This window comes from Thalassobacillus sp. CUG 92003 (assembly GCF_013618635.1).
Classification (GTDB): domain Bacteria; phylum Bacillota; class Bacilli; order Bacillales; family Halobacillaceae; genus CUG-92003.
This window is the reverse complement of record NZ_JABLSJ010000007.1, coordinates 166,277-181,792: the sequence shown is the minus strand read 5'-3', so window position 1 is coordinate 181,792 and position 15,516 is coordinate 166,277. Positions and strand designations below refer to the sequence as shown.

Below are 15,516 nucleotides of genomic sequence, written 5' to 3'. Positions count from 1 at the left end.
TATGCTGACGAAACGCATCATCCCCTGTCTGGACGTCCAGGAAGGCCGTGTTGTAAAAGGGATTCAATTTGTAAATATCCGGGACGCAGGCGATCCGGTAGAACTTGCTAAACTGTATGATGCTCAAGGAGCTGACGAGCTCGTATTTCTTGATATCTCTGCCACCCATGAAGGACGAAAGACGATGATCGAAGTCGTGCGCGAAGTAGCGGCTACGCTGGCCATTCCGTTTACAGTAGGCGGAGGAATCGGGTCCTTGGAAGATATCAGAGCTATTTTGCGGGCTGGGGCGGATAAAGTGTCATTAAATTCCGCTGCCGTCAAACGCCCTCAGCTGATTCAAGAAGGAGCTGATTATTTTGGCAGTCAATGCATGGTGTTAGCGATCGATGCAAGGTACGATCATGAAATTGGAACGTGGCGTGTTTATACACGAGGCGGGAGAACGCCCACTGAATGGAAGGTGCTTGATTGGGTGCGTTTTGCTGTGGACCACGGTGCCGGTGAAATTCTGCTTACTTCTATGGATCAGGACGGGGAAAAGACAGGGTTTGATTTGCCACTATTAGAAGCTGTCCAGGAGGTGGCATCCGTGCCGGTTATCGCATCAGGCGGAGCCGGATCTGCCGAAGATTTTTATCAGGTGTTCCATCAAGTGGATGCTGACGCTGCTCTGGCTGCCTCTATCTTTCATTATAAAGAAACGTCCATTTATAATGTGAAGGATTATCTTAGAGAAAAAGGTGTGATTGTACGGTGAATATTGAACAGATCAAGTTTGATGAGAAGGGTCTTGTACCGGCCATTATCCAGGATGCACGAAGCAAACGCGTCCTGACGCTGGCATATATGAATAAAGAAGCGTTACAACAGACGATTAAAACAGGAGAAACGGTACTGTATAGCCGCTCGCGTCAAGAGCTATGGCACAAAGGTGAGACGTCTGGCCATACGCAGGAAGTTGCGCATATAGAGTTTGACTGTGATCAGGACGCAGTGCTTCTTCACGTCATTCCGAATGGCCCCGCCTGTCATACTGGCAGCTACAGTTGTTTTTCCAGTGATAAGAACACCGACGTACCTGAGGACAGCCATGCCATTCTCGAGCAATTGCAAAACCTTCTGATTGAACGGAAAACCACGCTGCCGGAAGGCTCCTACACCGCTAAACTATTTCAGGAGGGCGTCGACAGGATTGCTAAAAAAATCGGAGAAGAAGCCGGCGAGGTTATTATTGCAGCGAAAAACGATGATGCTGAAGAATTGTCAATGGAATCAGCCGATTTGTTATTCCACTTACTCATGCTCCTCACAGATCGAGGCGTTACGTTTGAACAAGTCCTTGATGTCTTACAACAGCGCCACCAGTAAAAGGTCGTGAAAAGCTAAAAAGCACCTATAAGCTTCTCCTGATGTGTGCTATAATGAATAATTAGCGATTTGTAATAGGGGGAGCGTTATGATGACATCGGAGCATGTACCATCACAAACAGATAAAGATAATGTGATACCATTTGTGCCCGATGGTGAATTTTATTTCACTTATGGGGTGCAATCATTCCAAAAACGGAAATTTGAAGCCTCCATCAAATGGTTGAAAAAAGCAATAGAAGTCGCACCTGACGAACCGTTATACCCGTGCCAGCTTTCAGTTGTATACACTGAAGTTGGCTCTTATCATGCAGCCAACCAATTGCTGACAGGTGTCATTTCCGAATTTGGCAAACAATACGTCGATTGTTATTATCTTATGGCTAACAATTATGCTCATTTAGGTCTTCTGGATGATGCAAAAAAATATGCTGAAACCTACTTGGAAGTAGAAGAGAATGGGGAATTCAAAGAAGCTGCGGATCAACTGTTAGAAATGCTCGATTCGATTGAAGAGGAAGAACCCGAGGATGATGAATGGAAATTCGAAGAGGAAGATGAACTGCTCGTTTATCAGGAAACGGTTTTTTATCACATCGAGCATAAAGAATGGGAGAAAGCCGTTATTGTTTTAGAAGAGATGATGCAGCTTTATCCTGAATTTACGGTTGCGAAGCATAATTATGCTTATGCACTGTTTCAACTCGGTCAACGGAATGAAGCGATTGAATTGGAAGAACAATGGTTACAGCAAAATCACGAAGATATCCATTCCCATATCAATTTGGCTTTATTTTATTCAGTAATCGACTCTCCGGATCGTGCTCGCGTCCATATTCAAAATTTATTGAACGTGTATCCGATTCTGAATCAACAGCGGTTTGCGATTGCCGAAGTATTGACAAAGACCGGCTATTACAGCGAAGCAGTTGCGCGATTCCGCAAGCTGAAAAATACCCATCTGCAACGCAGACGAGGGTATTTTAAATGGTACAGCATCGCTGTTTATCATACAGGAAATCCGTCGAAAGCGTTGGGTCTCTGGGAAGAAGGCTGCCGCCGACACCCTGAGCTCAGTGAAGAAGGCGGCCCTTGGAATAAAGGCGAAGAATGATCGGGAATCGATAAGCATTTCGATGGACGTTATTCATTTATTTTAATAGGATATATCTAGAATGCTTATGGCGATTCCGTGAGAGAAAGGGTTGTGATTCGGATGAGTGAAGAACAGATTTACGATGTTATCATTGCTGGGGCCGGGCCGGCTGGCATGACGGCGGCTGTGTATACGTCCCGCGCTAACCTTGATACGTTGATGTTGGAACGCGGCATTCCGGGTGGCCAGATGGCTAACACGGAAGATGTCGAGAACTATCCCGGGTTTGAGAGCATACTCGGTCCCGATATTTCCAATAAAATGTTTGAGCATGCTAAGAAATTCGGCGCTCAATACGCTTATGGCGATATAAAAGAAGTTATTGATGGGAAAGAATATAAAACCGTCATTGCAGGAAATAAAGAATATAAAGCACGGACTGTCATTATTGGGACAGGTGCTGAATATAAAGAATTAGGTGTGCCTGGCGAACGGGAACTAGGCGGCCGCGGTGTATCTTATTGTGCCGTCTGCGATGGTGCCTTCTTCCGTGATAAAGAAATCGTTGTCGTGGGTGGCGGTGATTCGGCTGTAGAAGAAGGTATCTATTTGACACGGTTTGCCAGTAAAGTGACGGTCGTTCACCGGAGAGATGAATTACGTGCTCAAAAAATCATTCAGGATCGTGCCTTTGATAATGATAAAATTGATTTCATTTGGGACACGGTCGTCGAATCGATCAATGATCAAGATGGGAAAGTAGGCAGTGTTAATCTGCATAATAAGAAAACGGGCGAAAAATATGAATTCGATACGAACGGTGTCTTTATTTATATCGGATTGATTCCATTAAGCACCCCGTTTACGAACCTCGGTATTACGAACGACCAGGGTTATATCGAAACGGATGAAAATATGGAGACGCAGGTACCCGGCATATTTGCAGCAGGTGATATCCGCGAGAAAGAACTGCGCCAAATTGTGACAGCGACAGGAGATGGCAGCATAGCAGCTCAATCTGCACAAGCTTATATTGAGAACTTACTTGAAGAACTCAAAGCTTTGCAGCATTAAAAAGTAATTTCAACTTAACTCTCCTGTAACACGCATGAAACATTTATAGGTTATAATGGGATTAATTAATTGACCCCCTTTTAATAGATAGACCTATTGAGGCACAGGTGTAGACACCTGTGCCATTTTTTTGTTCGCATGGTTATAGCGTCACCCCGTTGCGGTTTTGCTTAAGCTTGTCGGGGATAACCAGGCGCTTGCGCTTTTTTTGAATCCAGCTCCAGCGCCTACCCCCTCGAGGTCTTAAGCCCGTCCTCTCTGTGGCAAAAAACGCCACGCCGAGGCCGTTCTTAAGCTTGTCGGGGGTGAACAAGGCGCTTGCGCTTTTTTTGATAAACTATTCATAGTATAATGGTAAAAGATGTCCTCGTAAGAGATAGAGGTGACGAAGAAATGCAACGTGTAGCGAATTGTATCTTGGTTCATAAGGATCATGTTTTAATGTTGAAGAAGCCTAGAAGAGGCTGGTATGTAGCTCCTGGAGGTAAGATGGAGACAGGGGAATCGATCAAAGAATCTGTAGAGCGAGAGTTTTTTGAAGAAACCGGTTTGCAGGTTTCTGACCCTGAGCTTCGCGGTTCCTTCACATTCATTATGCGTGACGGCAATAAGATCGTACAGGAGTGGATGATGTTCACTTTCTTCAGCAATGGCTATACAGGTGAATTGTTAGAGGAAAGTGAAGAGGGAGAACTTGAATGGGTTCCCGTTGAACAAGTGTTGACTAAACCGATGGCAGAAGGTGATCGCCATATTTTTCGCCATATCTTAACTGCAGAAGAACAAATTCACGGAACGTTTGTGTATACGATCGATTTTGAATTATTAGAGGTTGATCTGGACCCGGCGCGTCCAACCCAGGGGGAGCGATAACCATGAATGATAAGGAAAAACAAACCGAACTGGTCATCATAACGGGTATGTCAGGAGCTGGTAAAACAGTCGCTGTGCAGAGTTTTGAGGACCTCGGCTTTTTTTGTGTCGATAACTTGCCTCCGGCTTTGTTGCCAAAGTTTTTGGAATTAATGAAGGATTCGGCAAACAATATTCAAAATGTCGCGCTCGTGATGGACTTACGTGGTCGGGAGTTTTTCGAATCGCTATTTGATGCCCTGGACCAATTGGGCGGAGAAGATTGGATACAAGAACATATTCTTTTTTTAGATGCTAAAGATCAATCGTTAGTGTCACGGTATAAAGAAACCCGTCGCTCCCACCCTTTAGCCAAAGAAGGGCTTCCGCTCGATGGCATCCGACAGGAGCGGAATATGCTTGATGAGTTGCGCGGTCGTGCGCAAACGATCATCGATACGACAGATTTGAAACCTAAAGAGCTGCGGGAAACTATTTTAGATAAATATTCGCAGCGTCAGCAGCAAGTGTTTTCATTGCAGATGGTGTCATTCGGTTTTAAATATGGCCTTCCGATCGATGCCGACTTAGTATTTGATGTCCGGTTCTTGCCAAACCCTCACTATGTTGAGTATATGCAGCCACTGACCGGATTGCATTCTGAAGTCTCTTCCTATGTTTTGAAATGGTCAGACACCCAGAAGTTTTTGGATAAATTGACCGACCTGCTTCAGTTTATGCTTCCGCAGTATAAGCGCGAGGGTAAGAGTCAGCTTGTTGTAGCGATTGGCTGTACGGGCGGTCAGCATCGTTCGGTTACGCTGGCGGAACATTTGGCCGACTATTTCACAACTGATTATATGTGCCATGTCACCCATCGAGATATCGATAAAAGAAAGGGTATGTAGGGCATGGATCATCATACATTACCTCGAGTTGTTGTCATAGGCGGTGGTACCGGAATGCCCGTTCTGCTCCGTGGATTGAAATATCTTCCCATAGATCTATCGGCCATTGTCACAGTCGCGGATGATGGTGGGAGTTCAGGTAAATTGCGTGACGAAATGGAAATACCAGCTCCAGGGGATATTCGGAACGTCATCGCGGCCTTATCGGAAGCGGAACCGATGCTCCTTGATTTATTTCAGCACCGTTTTAAAGAAGGGAATGGATTATCCGGTCATTCGATGGGTAATCTATTATTGGCTGCGCTTGCCTCAATGCGAGGGGATTTTCATCATGGCATCAAAGAAATATCGCGAGTCTTAAATGTCAAAGGGGAAATCTTGCCGATCGCTAATCATTCGATGAATTTGCATGCCGTCATGGAGGATGGGTCGATTGTGACGGGGGAATCTAATATTCCGAAGGCCAATAAACGGATTAAACGTGTGTATTTGAGTCCGAATCCTGTTCAACCGTTACCTGAAGCTATTCAAGCTATTAACCAGGCCGATTTAGTGGTCGTAGCGCCAGGCAGTCTGTATACGAGTATACTCCCCAACATCATCATTCCCGAAATAGGAGAAGCTCTGAGGCATACCCGAGCCAAGGTGACCTATGTCTGTAATGTGATGACCCAGGCAGGAGAAACCGCAGGCTATACCGCTGGAGATCATGTGCAGGCCTTGCATGAACATATCGGAAAAGGCACGATTCATTCCGTCATTGTGCATAACCTTCCCATCGATCAAACGATGCGTAGAATTTATGCAGAAGAAAATTCTGAACCTGTCCTTTATGATATCGAGCGGGTTCAGAAAATGGGAATTGAAATAATTGAAGGGGATATTATTGACCCTACTAAAACGATGCTCCGTCATGACACAGATAAAATAGCTAAACTGCTCTATTCACTCATATAGGGAGCAATTGGGCAAACAGGGAGGTGAGCATCTATGTCGTTTGCATCAGAGATAAAAAAAGAACTGACCAATGTTGAAACGGACGATGAGTGTGCAGAAGCTGAACTATCAGCTTTAATCCGCATGAATGGGACGCTTTCTCTGTCTAACAAACAGTATGTATTAGATGTTCAGACAGAAAACGCTGCGATCGCAAGACGCATTTACACATTGATCAAAAAACTATATCCTTACCCTGTAGAACTTCTGGTGAGGAAAAAAATGCGTCTGAAAAAGAACAATGTTTATATTGTCCGTATTAAATCGAATGCCGAGAAAGTTCTTAAGGATTTGGATATCCTAGACGAGCCGTTTCGAATCAATCGAAATATTTCACATAAACACCAAAAAAATGTCGGGTGTAAGCGGGCTTATCTTAGAGGAGCATTTCTTGCAGGGGGTTCGGTGAATAACCCCGAAACATCCTCCTACCATCTTGAAATCTATTCGTCGGATCCTGATCATAATAATGCATTGTGCCAGTTGATGAACGAATTCGGCCTGCATGCCCGTACGCTTGAACGTAAAAAAGGGTATATCACTTATATGAAGGAAGCGGATAAAATCACGGAATTGATCAGTAATATCGGGGCACATCAAGCGCTATTCAAGTTTGAAGATGTGCGAATTGTCCGGGATATGCGCAATTCTGTGAACCGTCTCGTGAACTGTGAGACGGCAAATCTCAACAAAACCATTGGAGCTGCCTTCAGACAAGTTGAGAACATTAAATTTATTAACAACACGGTCGGTCTTGGTGCCTTACCGAATCGATTGCAAGAAATAGCGTCTTTACGGCTGCAACATCAGGATGTGTCGTTAAAGGAACTAGGTGAACTCGTTTCCGGTGCTGATATCAGCAAGTCGGGCGTTAATCATCGCTTGCGAAAGATTGATGAGTTTGCGGAAAAAGTGAGACGCGGTGAAGTCGAAGAAAGCAGATAAAAATAATGCAAGACAGTTATTGTTCGTGCTATAATGAGGTCATTCCTAACGCTTTCGAACTGGAAGCGTTTTTATTTAAACGGTATGATAGCGCTTCCGTATCCGGACGATCTTTGTTGAGAGGAGAGTAATGATAATGCTTGAACGAACAGTTAAAATCGAACTTGAAACAGGCCTTCAAGCAAGACCGGCTGCTCAATTCGTCCAGAAAGCTAACCGATATGCGTGTGATATTTTCATTGAGAAAGACACGAAACGCGTGAATGCCAAAAGTATTATGGGACTGATGAGTCTGGCTGTTGGGTTTAATGAAGAGATTCTTCTTATTGCCGATGGTACTGATGAAGAAGTGGCACTTAGTGAATTAATTAAATTCGTCGATCATTCTTAAAGTAATCATGTGAATGGTTGATCAAACATAAAGTCAAGTACGTGTGACACATATCAAATCAACCAGGTATAGTAGTTCAGTTTAGGCGAATACGTCCCCTTAATTGAACTGCTATTCTTTATATTGGGGTCGGACCGATGTTTCGAGTTCGAGCCTATCTGTTAATCAAAAAAAGAACGCGCTACGAAGCACGTCCTTCACGGTCATATAGACCAAGCTCTATTTTCTTTTGTTTGGTTTTTAAAAACGAGGACAATTCAATCCCAGCATGATTTGCCGGGGTCCTTTTTAATGATTCTAAGTTGAAAGACAATTCTTGTTGCGTCTTCATGTCAAATACATGGATGCGGCGATCTTCTGAGACGCGTTCCGTCGACAAGATTTTGTAACGTAAAATAGTATTCATATGGTAATTGTCTCCTTTTGTGTACGAGTGCCAGCGACTAACAAGCTCCGTACATCTTTACCATAACATACGATTTACCTTAATGAAATTACATTAATATAACAAATTCGTGTAATTTCTATAAAAAAAGCAGCCTTTCTGTAATAAGAAAGACTGCTTTATACTAGCGCGCCCGAGAGGATTCGAACCTCCGACTCGCAGAACCGGAATCTACTGCTCTATCCAGCTGAGCTACGGGCGCAAAATGAAGTGCATTACATATTATATACACTCATCCCAGAAAACGCAAGCCTCTGGAATGGATTTATTGCTGTAAAATATGAACGACTGAATAATAAAACTGTCACGTTTAGCTGACCAATTTATGGGAAACATGATTAAAGGAACAACCTGTATGGGAGCAATGTTTTTTGTTTGACCTTAATTGACCATAGTTGTATGATGAACATATCACATCATTAAATAGAAGCAATGATGAAAAGGAGGAACTTACATTGAATTTAGTACCTACAGTTATTGAACAAACGAATCGCGGGGAACGTGCCTATGATATTTATTCCCGTTTATTAAAAGACCGGATTATCATGCTAGGAGCTCCGATAGACGACAACATCTCTAATTCGGTCGTAGCCCAGCTATTATTCCTGGCTGCAGACGATCCTGAGAAAGATATTTCATTGTATATCAACTCTCCAGGCGGCTCAATTACAGCTGGTATGGCGATTTATGACACCATGCAATTCATCAAGCCGAATGTGTCTACCATCTGCACGGGTCTAGCTGCTTCAATGGGAGCTTTCCTACTTGCAGCCGGAGAAAAAGGAAAACGTTATGCTCTGCCAAACAGTGAAGTCATGATTCACCAACCACTAGGCGGCACGCAAGGTCAAGCGACAGATATTGAAATTCATGCCAAGCGCATTTTAAAAATGCGTGAGAAGTTGAACCATATTCTTTCTGAACGTACAGGTCAGCCGCTTGAAGTGATTCAAAAAGACACGGATCGCGACAACTTCATGTCTGCTACAGAAGCAGTTGAATACGGTATGATCGACAAAGTGATGGAAAAAACAGCTGAATAATAACCAAGCAAGAGGCGCCTTATTTTAATAATGAGGCGTCTCATTTCTTTGTCTATTGCAGATATGGTGCTGTCGAATTTACCAGAGGAAAACAAGGCGGGTTATTCTGCCTTGAACAGTTTCATTCACTTTATAGACGTATCCATATCAGTTACAATCAAGTTGTCTCATAATCAAGACAATAAAGCGGATATTTTTATATGAGGAATATATTTGCCGAGATGGACGGGTTAGAAAAGGAGGGTGTCAGAATGGAAGAGGTCATGTTGTATACTAAACAGCATTGCCCGTTGTGCGACGAAGTGAAAGAAATGCTGGAAACGGTTCAAATGGATGCCCCTTTTCTATTGAAAGAAAAGGATATTTACGAAGATGAGGCATTATTGGAAAAATATCAGCTTGAAATTCCTGTCGTCATGATTGGAAACGAAGCATGGAATTATCAGCAGTTCGACCTCTTTACGATAAGAGAACGGTTACAAAATTAATTGCACTGTTTTGCGCTTGCGAAAGTAAATGTGGATTGGTAGTATTAAAACTGCAGGTAATATTTTTTGCTTCAAGTGGGACAAAATATGCCAAGTCGGGACGAATTTAACCCGGACGTGCATTGCTAAAGGAGTTTGACCATGAGAGCTTTAATAGACCTACAAAAGAAAATATTCCCTGATGTTCTGGAAGTGATGCAGCGCCGCTATCAATTGTTGCACTACATTCAGTTGATGCAGCCAATCGGCAGGCGTACGTTGGCTGATAATGTGGAACTTGCTGAACGAACCGTCAGAAGTGAAATTGATTTTTTGAACAAGCAAGGTGCTGTTGAAATTACATCACGAGGCATGAATTTAACCCATGAAGGACAGTCTATTCTTGAACAACTCTCTGAGTTTATTAAAGAGGTAGCGGACATCAAGGTTTTAGAAAGCCGATTAAAGGATAAATTAAAGCTAGACTACGTTGTTGTTGTACCTGGCGACAGTGATCAAACGTCATGGGTTAAACAAGAAATGGGCAAAGCATGTGTGCGCTATTTGCATGATGTATTGAAGCGTGATGATACAGTTGCGATCACCGGCGGTACGACGATGGCTGCTGTAGCCGATATGATGACCCCGCCGCCATTTCCAGAAGAAATGTTGTTTGTCCCTGCTCGCGGAGGTCTCGGTGAACGAATGGAAAACCAAGCTAACACGATCTGCGCTGAAATGGCTAAAAAAGCCCGTGGCGATTATCGGCTCTTGTATGTGCCAGACCCCTTAAGTGAGGAATCTTACCAGACTATTATAGAAGAACCTTCAGTCAAAGAAGTCCTGGATCTCATCCGTCATTCTGAAATTGTCGTTCACGGCATTGGCGATGCATTAACGATGGCTGAACGAAGAAAAACCAGTCGATCACAGCTGAATCAAATTCAACAGGGTGAAGCCAAGGGCGAGGCATTTGGCTACTATTTCGACCGTCATGGCGAACTGGTTCATAAGGTGAGAACCGTGGGTCTGCAGTTGGAGGATTTAAAGGATGCCTCTCACGTCATTGCTGTCGCCGGCGGCCGGTCAAAAGCACAAGCGATAGCTTCCTATTTTAAACCGGGTCAAAGCAACGTGTTAATTACAGATGAAGGTGCTGCAAAAGAGTTTGTAAGGGATACGTCCCTTTAAATAAATAGTTTTTATGATTTTAAGGAGGAGTTAGAGTATGACAGTAAAAGTAGGAATAAACGGTTTTGGACGAATTGGACGTAATGTGTACCGTGCCGCATTGAAAAATGACGATGTAGAAGTCGTAGCGGTGAATGACCTTACTGATGCCAATATGCTGGCTCATTTACTTCAATATGATACCGTGCACGGTAAGCTGGACGAGGAAGTCACTGTAAGTGGCGATAATCTTGTTGTCGGCGGTAAAGAGATTAAAGTTCTTTCTGAAAAAGATCCTGCTCAGCTTGGCTGGGATCAATACGGTGTAGAAGTTGTAATTGAGTCCACCGGCCGTTTCACTCAGCGTGATGATGCTAAGAAGCACTTGGATGCAGGCGCGAAGAAGGTCATTATCTCTGCACCAGCTAAACAGGAAGATTTAACCGTGGTTATGGGTGTCAACGAAGAGAAGTATGACCCTTCCAGCCACCACGTCATCTCCAATGCTTCCTGCACCACCAATTGCCTGGCGCCAGCTGCTAAAGTCCTTCATGATCAATTTGGCCTGAAGCGCGGTATGATGACGACTGTACACTCCTATACGAACGATCAGCAAATCCTTGATTTGCCTCATAAAGACTATCGTCGCGCCCGTGCTGCCGGAGAAAATATCATTCCGACTACAACAGGTGCTGCGCAGGCTGTGGCCAAAGTTCTTCCTGAGCTTGACGGTAAGTTGAATGGCATGGCAATGCGTGTTCCAACATCCAACGTGTCACTTGTTGACTTCGTAGCTGAATTGGATCAGAATGTGTCTGCTGAAGACGTCAATGCAGCCCTTAAAAATGCGGCAGAAGGCGAGTTGAAAGGCATTCTTGGATATAGCGAAGAACCGCTTGTATCCAAAGACTATAACGGCAACACCCTTTCTTCTGTTGTCGACGCGATTTCCACGCTCGTCCTAGAAGATAATATGGTGAAAGTCGTTGCGTGGTATGACAATGAATTCGGTTATTCCAGCCGTTGTGTCGACCTAGCAGCATTCTTGAAAGAAAAAGGTTTGTAAGTGAAATAAATCCAACCAGATAGTGGAAGCCTGTGAAAAGGAGGGGGTCGTATGTCCTCCTCCTTTACCCTTGTCTTAGGGAAATTCTACGTTTCAGCGTTTTGGAGCGTATCAATCAGGAAACGTACATAGTAGGCAAGGAATTTGCACGCGGTATCAATACCAAAGGAGGTCGTTTTCCGATGAACAAGCAAACGATTCGAGATGTAGATGTAAAAGGGAAAAACGTATTTTGCCGTGTTGATTTCAACGTTCCGATGAAAGGGAAGGAAGTCAGTGATGATACACGGATTAAAGCGGCTCTGCCTACCATTCGCCATTTAATCTCCAATGGAGCAAAAGTGGTGCTTGCAAGTCACCTGGGACGTCCTAAAGGTGAAGTCTTTGATGAACTCAGATTGGATGCAGTGGCGGAACGTCTAAGCAATCTGTTGGGTCAAACGGTAACGAAGACGGACGAAGTTGTCGGGTCAGAAGTTAACCGGGCTATTACAAACTTGGAAGAAGGCGGCGTGCTGTTAATTGAAAACGTCCGCTTCCATCCTGGTGAAGAAACGAATGATCCTGAACTGGCCCAACAATTTGCCCGAATGGCTGATTTATATGTGAATGATGCGTTTGGTGCAGCTCACCGGGCCCATGCTTCGACAGAAGGCATTGCGCAGCATGTACCTGCTGTCGCCGGCTTTTTAATGGAGAAAGAACTCAATGTTCTCGGCCAGGTTTTGGAAAACCCCGAGCGTCCTTTCACTGCTATTATTGGCGGTGCCAAAGTGAAAGACAAAATCGGGGTCATCGACAACTTGATTGATAAAGTCGATAACTTGATTATTGGCGGCGGTTTGGCTTATACCTTTGTCAAAGCGCAAGGTTATGAAATCGGAAAGTCCTTGCTTGAAGAGGATAAAATCGACATGGCGCGAACGTACATGAAGAAAGCGGAAGAAAAAGGCGTCAACTTCATCATGCCTAAAGATGTGATTGTAGCGGATGATTTCTCTGAGAGCGCCAATACGAAAGCTGTCAGCATCGATGAGATTCCTGCAGATTGGGAAGCTTTGGATATCGGCCCTGATACCCGGCAAACGTATACAGACATCATCAATGATTCAAAGCTGGTCATTTGGAATGGCCCTATGGGCGTATTTGAATATAACCTGTTCGCTGCTGGAACGAAAGAGGTAGCTGATGCCATGGCTCATACGAAGGGTTATACGGTTATTGGAGGCGGCGATTCTGCTTCCGCTGTTGAAAAATTCGGTTATGCCGATGATATGGACCATATCTCAACGGGCGGAGGAGCCTCACTTGAATTTATGGAAGGAAAAGAACTGCCAGGCGTTGCAGTATTAAAAGATAAATAAATAGGAGAGGTGACAATCGATGCGTAAACAAGTGATTGCAGGAAATTGGAAAATGAACAAAACCCATACAGAAGCTGAAGAGTTCGTACAGGCTGCTAAGAATGAAGTGCCTGGAGAAGACGCTGTAGAATCCGTAGTGTGTGCACCATTTCCCTTTTTACAGAAACTTGTAGAAGAAACGAAAGGGACGCCTCTTAAAATCGGTGCTCAGAACATGCACTTTGAAGAAAGCGGTGCGTTCACAGGCGAAGTAAGTCCCCTCATGCTGAAAGACCTGGGTGTGACTCACGTTATCCTTGGTCATTCTGAGCGTCGTGAGTTATTTGGCGAAACGGATGATGTTGTCAATAAAAAAGTCCATGCAGCATTTAATCATAAATTGACACCTATCGTCTGTTTTGGAGAATCGTTAAAGCAGCGCGAAAACAACAGTACAATGCAAGTTGTCGAGGCACAAGTGAAAAAAGCATTGGAAGGTCTTTCTGAAGCGAAAGTGAAGCAGACGATTCTCGCTTATGAACCGATCTGGGCGATTGGAACAGGGCGCACAGCTACAGCTGAACAAGCTAATGAAGTGTGCACCCACATCCGTCAGGTCATCAAAGATACATTTTCTGCTGAGGCAAGCGAAGCGATCCGCATTCAGTACGGGGGGAGTGTAAAACCTGCTAACGCGGATGAAATGTTGTCACGTACCGATATAGACGGTGCCCTAGTAGGAGGCGCGAGTCTAGAAGCAAGCTCTTTCTTGAAGCTTGTGGAGGCAGGTAAACATGAGTAATAAGCTTGCTGCTTTAATCATCCTCGATGGTTATGCGATCCGCGAGGAAGAGAAAGGTAACGCTGTGAAACAGGCGAACACCCCCAATTTCGACCGACTGTGGCAGCAGTACCCGCATTCCCAGTTGACAGCGTGCGGTGAAGCTGTCGGGCTTCCGGAAGGTCAAATGGGGAATTCGGAGGTCGGCCACCTTAATATCGGGGCCGGCCGGGTCGTGTATCAAAATTTGACACGGATCCATTTAGCTATCCGTGAAGAAAATTTCTACCAAAACGATGCTCTCCGAAATGCAGTGGAACATGCCAAAGTTAAGAACAAAGCACTGCATATTTTTGGCTTGCTTTCGAACGGCGGCATCCATAGCCATATCAACCATTTATACGCCTTGCTTAAGCTCGCTGCTAATGAAGGACTGCAGAAGGTTTACGTGCACGGTTTCCTCGATGGCCGTGATGTCGGGCCGCAAACAGCTAAAACCTTTATTCAACAGGCCGAGGACGAAATGGAGAAGATAGGCGTCGGGCAATTCGCAACCATTTCCGGACGTTATTACTCGATGGATCGTGATAACCGCTGGGATCGTGTGAAGAAAGCCTATGACGCCATCGCCTATGGAAAAGGGCCGAGCTATGCGAGTCCGCTTGAAGCCGTTGATGCGTCGTATGAAGAAGAAATTTATGACGAATTTGTGGAGCCGGTGGTCATTACGGATGATAACGGCGCCCCCGTTGCACCGGTTGAGGATGAAGACGCTATTGTCTTTTTCAATTTCCGTCCCGATCGTGCTATTCAAATCTCCCAAACGTTTGCAAATGATGACTTCGATCAATTTGATCGTGGGGAGGATGCTCCAAAACATATTCATTTTGTCGGCATGACCCAGTACAGTGAGTTAGTGAATAGCAATATTGCCTTCGCTCCCAATCATTTGAAAAATACGATCGGCGAGGTGCTGGCAGACCAAGACATGAAACAACTGCGTATTGCTGAAACAGAAAAATACCCGCACGTTACATTCTTTATGAGCGGCGGACGGGAAGAGAAATTCCCGGGAGAAGAACGCATCCTCATCGATTCACCTAAAGTGGCGACGTATGATCTGCAGCCGGAAATGAGTGCTTATGAGGTGACAGAAGCGCTGCTGAGCGAGTTGGATCAAGATAAGCATAACGCCATTATTCTAAACTTCGCCAATCCCGATATGGTGGGTCATTCCGGTATGCTTGAACCTACAATCAAAGCGATTGAAGCGGTGGATGAATGCCTTGGCAAAATTGTCGATAAAATCACCGAAAAAGGCGGGCATTCCATTGTAACCGCCGATCACGGCAACTCGGATGAAGTGATCACGCCAGACGGTTATCCTATGACTGCGCACACGACGAATCCTGTCCCTGTCATTGTGACGAAAGACGGGGTGAAACTGAGAGATGGGGGAGTCCTAGGCGATTTATCCCCGACCTTACTCGAGTTGTTACATGTTGAGCAGCCTGAGGAAATGACCGGCCAGTCTCTAATTAAAAAATAATTCATGAAAAACAAAGGAG

17 protein-coding genes and 1 tRNA gene are annotated in these 15,516 nt (G+C 44.6%); 16 read left to right on the top strand and 2 right to left on the bottom strand.

What is annotated here, in order from left to right; genetic code table 11:
* The first annotated feature begins 1 nt into the window (after window position 1).
* From hisF to HOP45_RS12605, 9 genes are all read left to right on the top strand, one after another.
* Window positions 2-760, top strand: coding sequence for an imidazole glycerol phosphate synthase subunit HisF (gene hisF / locus HOP45_RS12645; protein WP_181349651.1), 759 nt, complete (start codon window positions 2-4; stop codon window positions 758-760).
* Window positions 757-1,371, top strand: a complete 615-nt coding sequence (gene hisIE / locus HOP45_RS12640; RefSeq protein ID WP_181349650.1) for a bifunctional phosphoribosyl-AMP cyclohydrolase/phosphoribosyl-ATP diphosphatase HisIE — start codon at window positions 757-759, stop codon at window positions 1,369-1,371. The genes hisF and hisIE overlap by 4 nt, the downstream gene beginning before the upstream one ends.
* A 91-nt stretch (window positions 1,372-1,462) precedes the next feature.
* A complete protein-coding gene (locus HOP45_RS12635) occupies window positions 1,463-2,485 on the top strand; it encodes a tetratricopeptide repeat protein (RefSeq protein WP_181349649.1) in 1,023 nt (340 codons plus the stop codon).
* Between the two features lie 102 nt (window positions 2,486-2,587).
* On the top strand, window positions 2,588-3,541 hold the full coding sequence (gene trxB, locus HOP45_RS12630; protein ID WP_181349648.1) for a thioredoxin-disulfide reductase: 954 nt from the start codon (window positions 2,588-2,590) through the stop codon (window positions 3,539-3,541).
* Window positions 3,542-3,934: 393 nt separating this feature from the next.
* Window positions 3,935-4,414: an NUDIX hydrolase gene (locus HOP45_RS12625; protein WP_181349647.1), complete on the top strand. Its 480-nt coding sequence runs from the start codon at window positions 3,935-3,937 to the stop codon at window positions 4,412-4,414.
* Between the two features lie 2 nt (window positions 4,415-4,416).
* The gene (gene rapZ, locus HOP45_RS12620) at window positions 4,417-5,301 is read left to right on the top strand and encodes an RNase adapter RapZ (protein WP_181349646.1); all 885 of its coding nucleotides are present in this window, start codon (window positions 4,417-4,419) and stop codon (window positions 5,299-5,301) included.
* 3 nt (window positions 5,302-5,304) lie between these two features.
* Window positions 5,305-6,258 carry a gluconeogenesis factor YvcK family protein gene (locus HOP45_RS12615; RefSeq protein WP_181349645.1) on the top strand — a complete coding sequence of 318 codons (954 nt, stop codon included), beginning with the start codon at window positions 5,305-5,307 and terminating at the stop codon, window positions 6,256-6,258.
* A 33-nt stretch (window positions 6,259-6,291) separates the two neighbouring features.
* Window positions 6,292-7,242, top strand: a complete 951-nt coding sequence (gene whiA / locus HOP45_RS12610) for a DNA-binding protein WhiA (RefSeq protein ID WP_181349644.1) — start codon at window positions 6,292-6,294, stop codon at window positions 7,240-7,242.
* 136 nt (window positions 7,243-7,378) lie between these two features.
* Window positions 7,379-7,633 carry an HPr family phosphocarrier protein gene (locus tag HOP45_RS12605; RefSeq protein WP_181349643.1) on the top strand — a complete coding sequence of 85 codons (255 nt, stop codon included), beginning with the start codon at window positions 7,379-7,381 and terminating at the stop codon, window positions 7,631-7,633.
* Window positions 7,634-7,814: 181 nt separating this feature from the next.
* On the opposite strand, the gene HOP45_RS12600 is transcribed toward HOP45_RS12605, so the two are convergent.
* Both HOP45_RS12600 and HOP45_RS12595 read right to left on the bottom strand, forming a co-directional pair.
* Window positions 7,815-8,039: a hypothetical protein gene (locus HOP45_RS12600; protein WP_181349642.1), complete on the bottom strand. Its 225-nt coding sequence runs from the start codon at window positions 8,037-8,039 to the stop codon at window positions 7,815-7,817.
* A gap of 167 nt (window positions 8,040-8,206) precedes the next feature.
* Window positions 8,207-8,280: transfer RNA gene (locus HOP45_RS12595), tRNA-Arg, on the bottom strand.
* A 208-nt stretch (window positions 8,281-8,488) separates the two neighbouring features.
* Between HOP45_RS12595 and clpP the strand changes: the two genes are divergently transcribed.
* The 7 genes from clpP (at window position 8,489) to gpmI (ending at window position 15,497) form a co-directional block, all read left to right on the top strand.
* Window positions 8,489-9,121, top strand: a complete 633-nt coding sequence (gene clpP / locus HOP45_RS12590) for an ATP-dependent Clp endopeptidase proteolytic subunit ClpP (protein WP_181349697.1) — start codon at window positions 8,489-8,491, stop codon at window positions 9,119-9,121.
* 251 nt (window positions 9,122-9,372) lie between these two features.
* The gene (locus tag HOP45_RS12585; protein WP_181349641.1) at window positions 9,373-9,609 is read left to right on the top strand and encodes a glutaredoxin family protein; all 237 of its coding nucleotides are present in this window, start codon (window positions 9,373-9,375) and stop codon (window positions 9,607-9,609) included.
* 141 nt (window positions 9,610-9,750) lie between these two features.
* On the top strand, window positions 9,751-10,779 hold the full coding sequence (locus HOP45_RS12580; protein ID WP_181349640.1) for a sugar-binding transcriptional regulator: 1,029 nt from the start codon (window positions 9,751-9,753) through the stop codon (window positions 10,777-10,779).
* Between the two features lie 37 nt (window positions 10,780-10,816).
* Window positions 10,817-11,824 carry a type I glyceraldehyde-3-phosphate dehydrogenase gene (gene gap / locus HOP45_RS12575; RefSeq protein WP_181349639.1) on the top strand — a complete coding sequence of 336 codons (1,008 nt, stop codon included), beginning with the start codon at window positions 10,817-10,819 and terminating at the stop codon, window positions 11,822-11,824.
* A 182-nt stretch (window positions 11,825-12,006) separates the two neighbouring features.
* Entirely contained in the window at window positions 12,007-13,188 is a 1,182-nt protein-coding gene (locus HOP45_RS12570) for a phosphoglycerate kinase (RefSeq protein ID WP_181349638.1), read from the top strand.
* Between the two features lie 19 nt (window positions 13,189-13,207).
* Complete coding sequence (gene tpiA, locus HOP45_RS12565) at window positions 13,208-13,969, top strand: triose-phosphate isomerase (protein ID WP_181349637.1); 762 nt, start codon at window positions 13,208-13,210, stop codon at window positions 13,967-13,969.
* Window positions 13,962-15,497, top strand: coding sequence for a 2,3-bisphosphoglycerate-independent phosphoglycerate mutase (gpmI, locus tag HOP45_RS12560; RefSeq protein WP_181349636.1), 1,536 nt, complete (start codon window positions 13,962-13,964; stop codon window positions 15,495-15,497). Before tpiA ends, gpmI begins: the two co-directional genes overlap by 8 nt.
* Window positions 15,498-15,516: the final 19 nt, after the last annotated feature.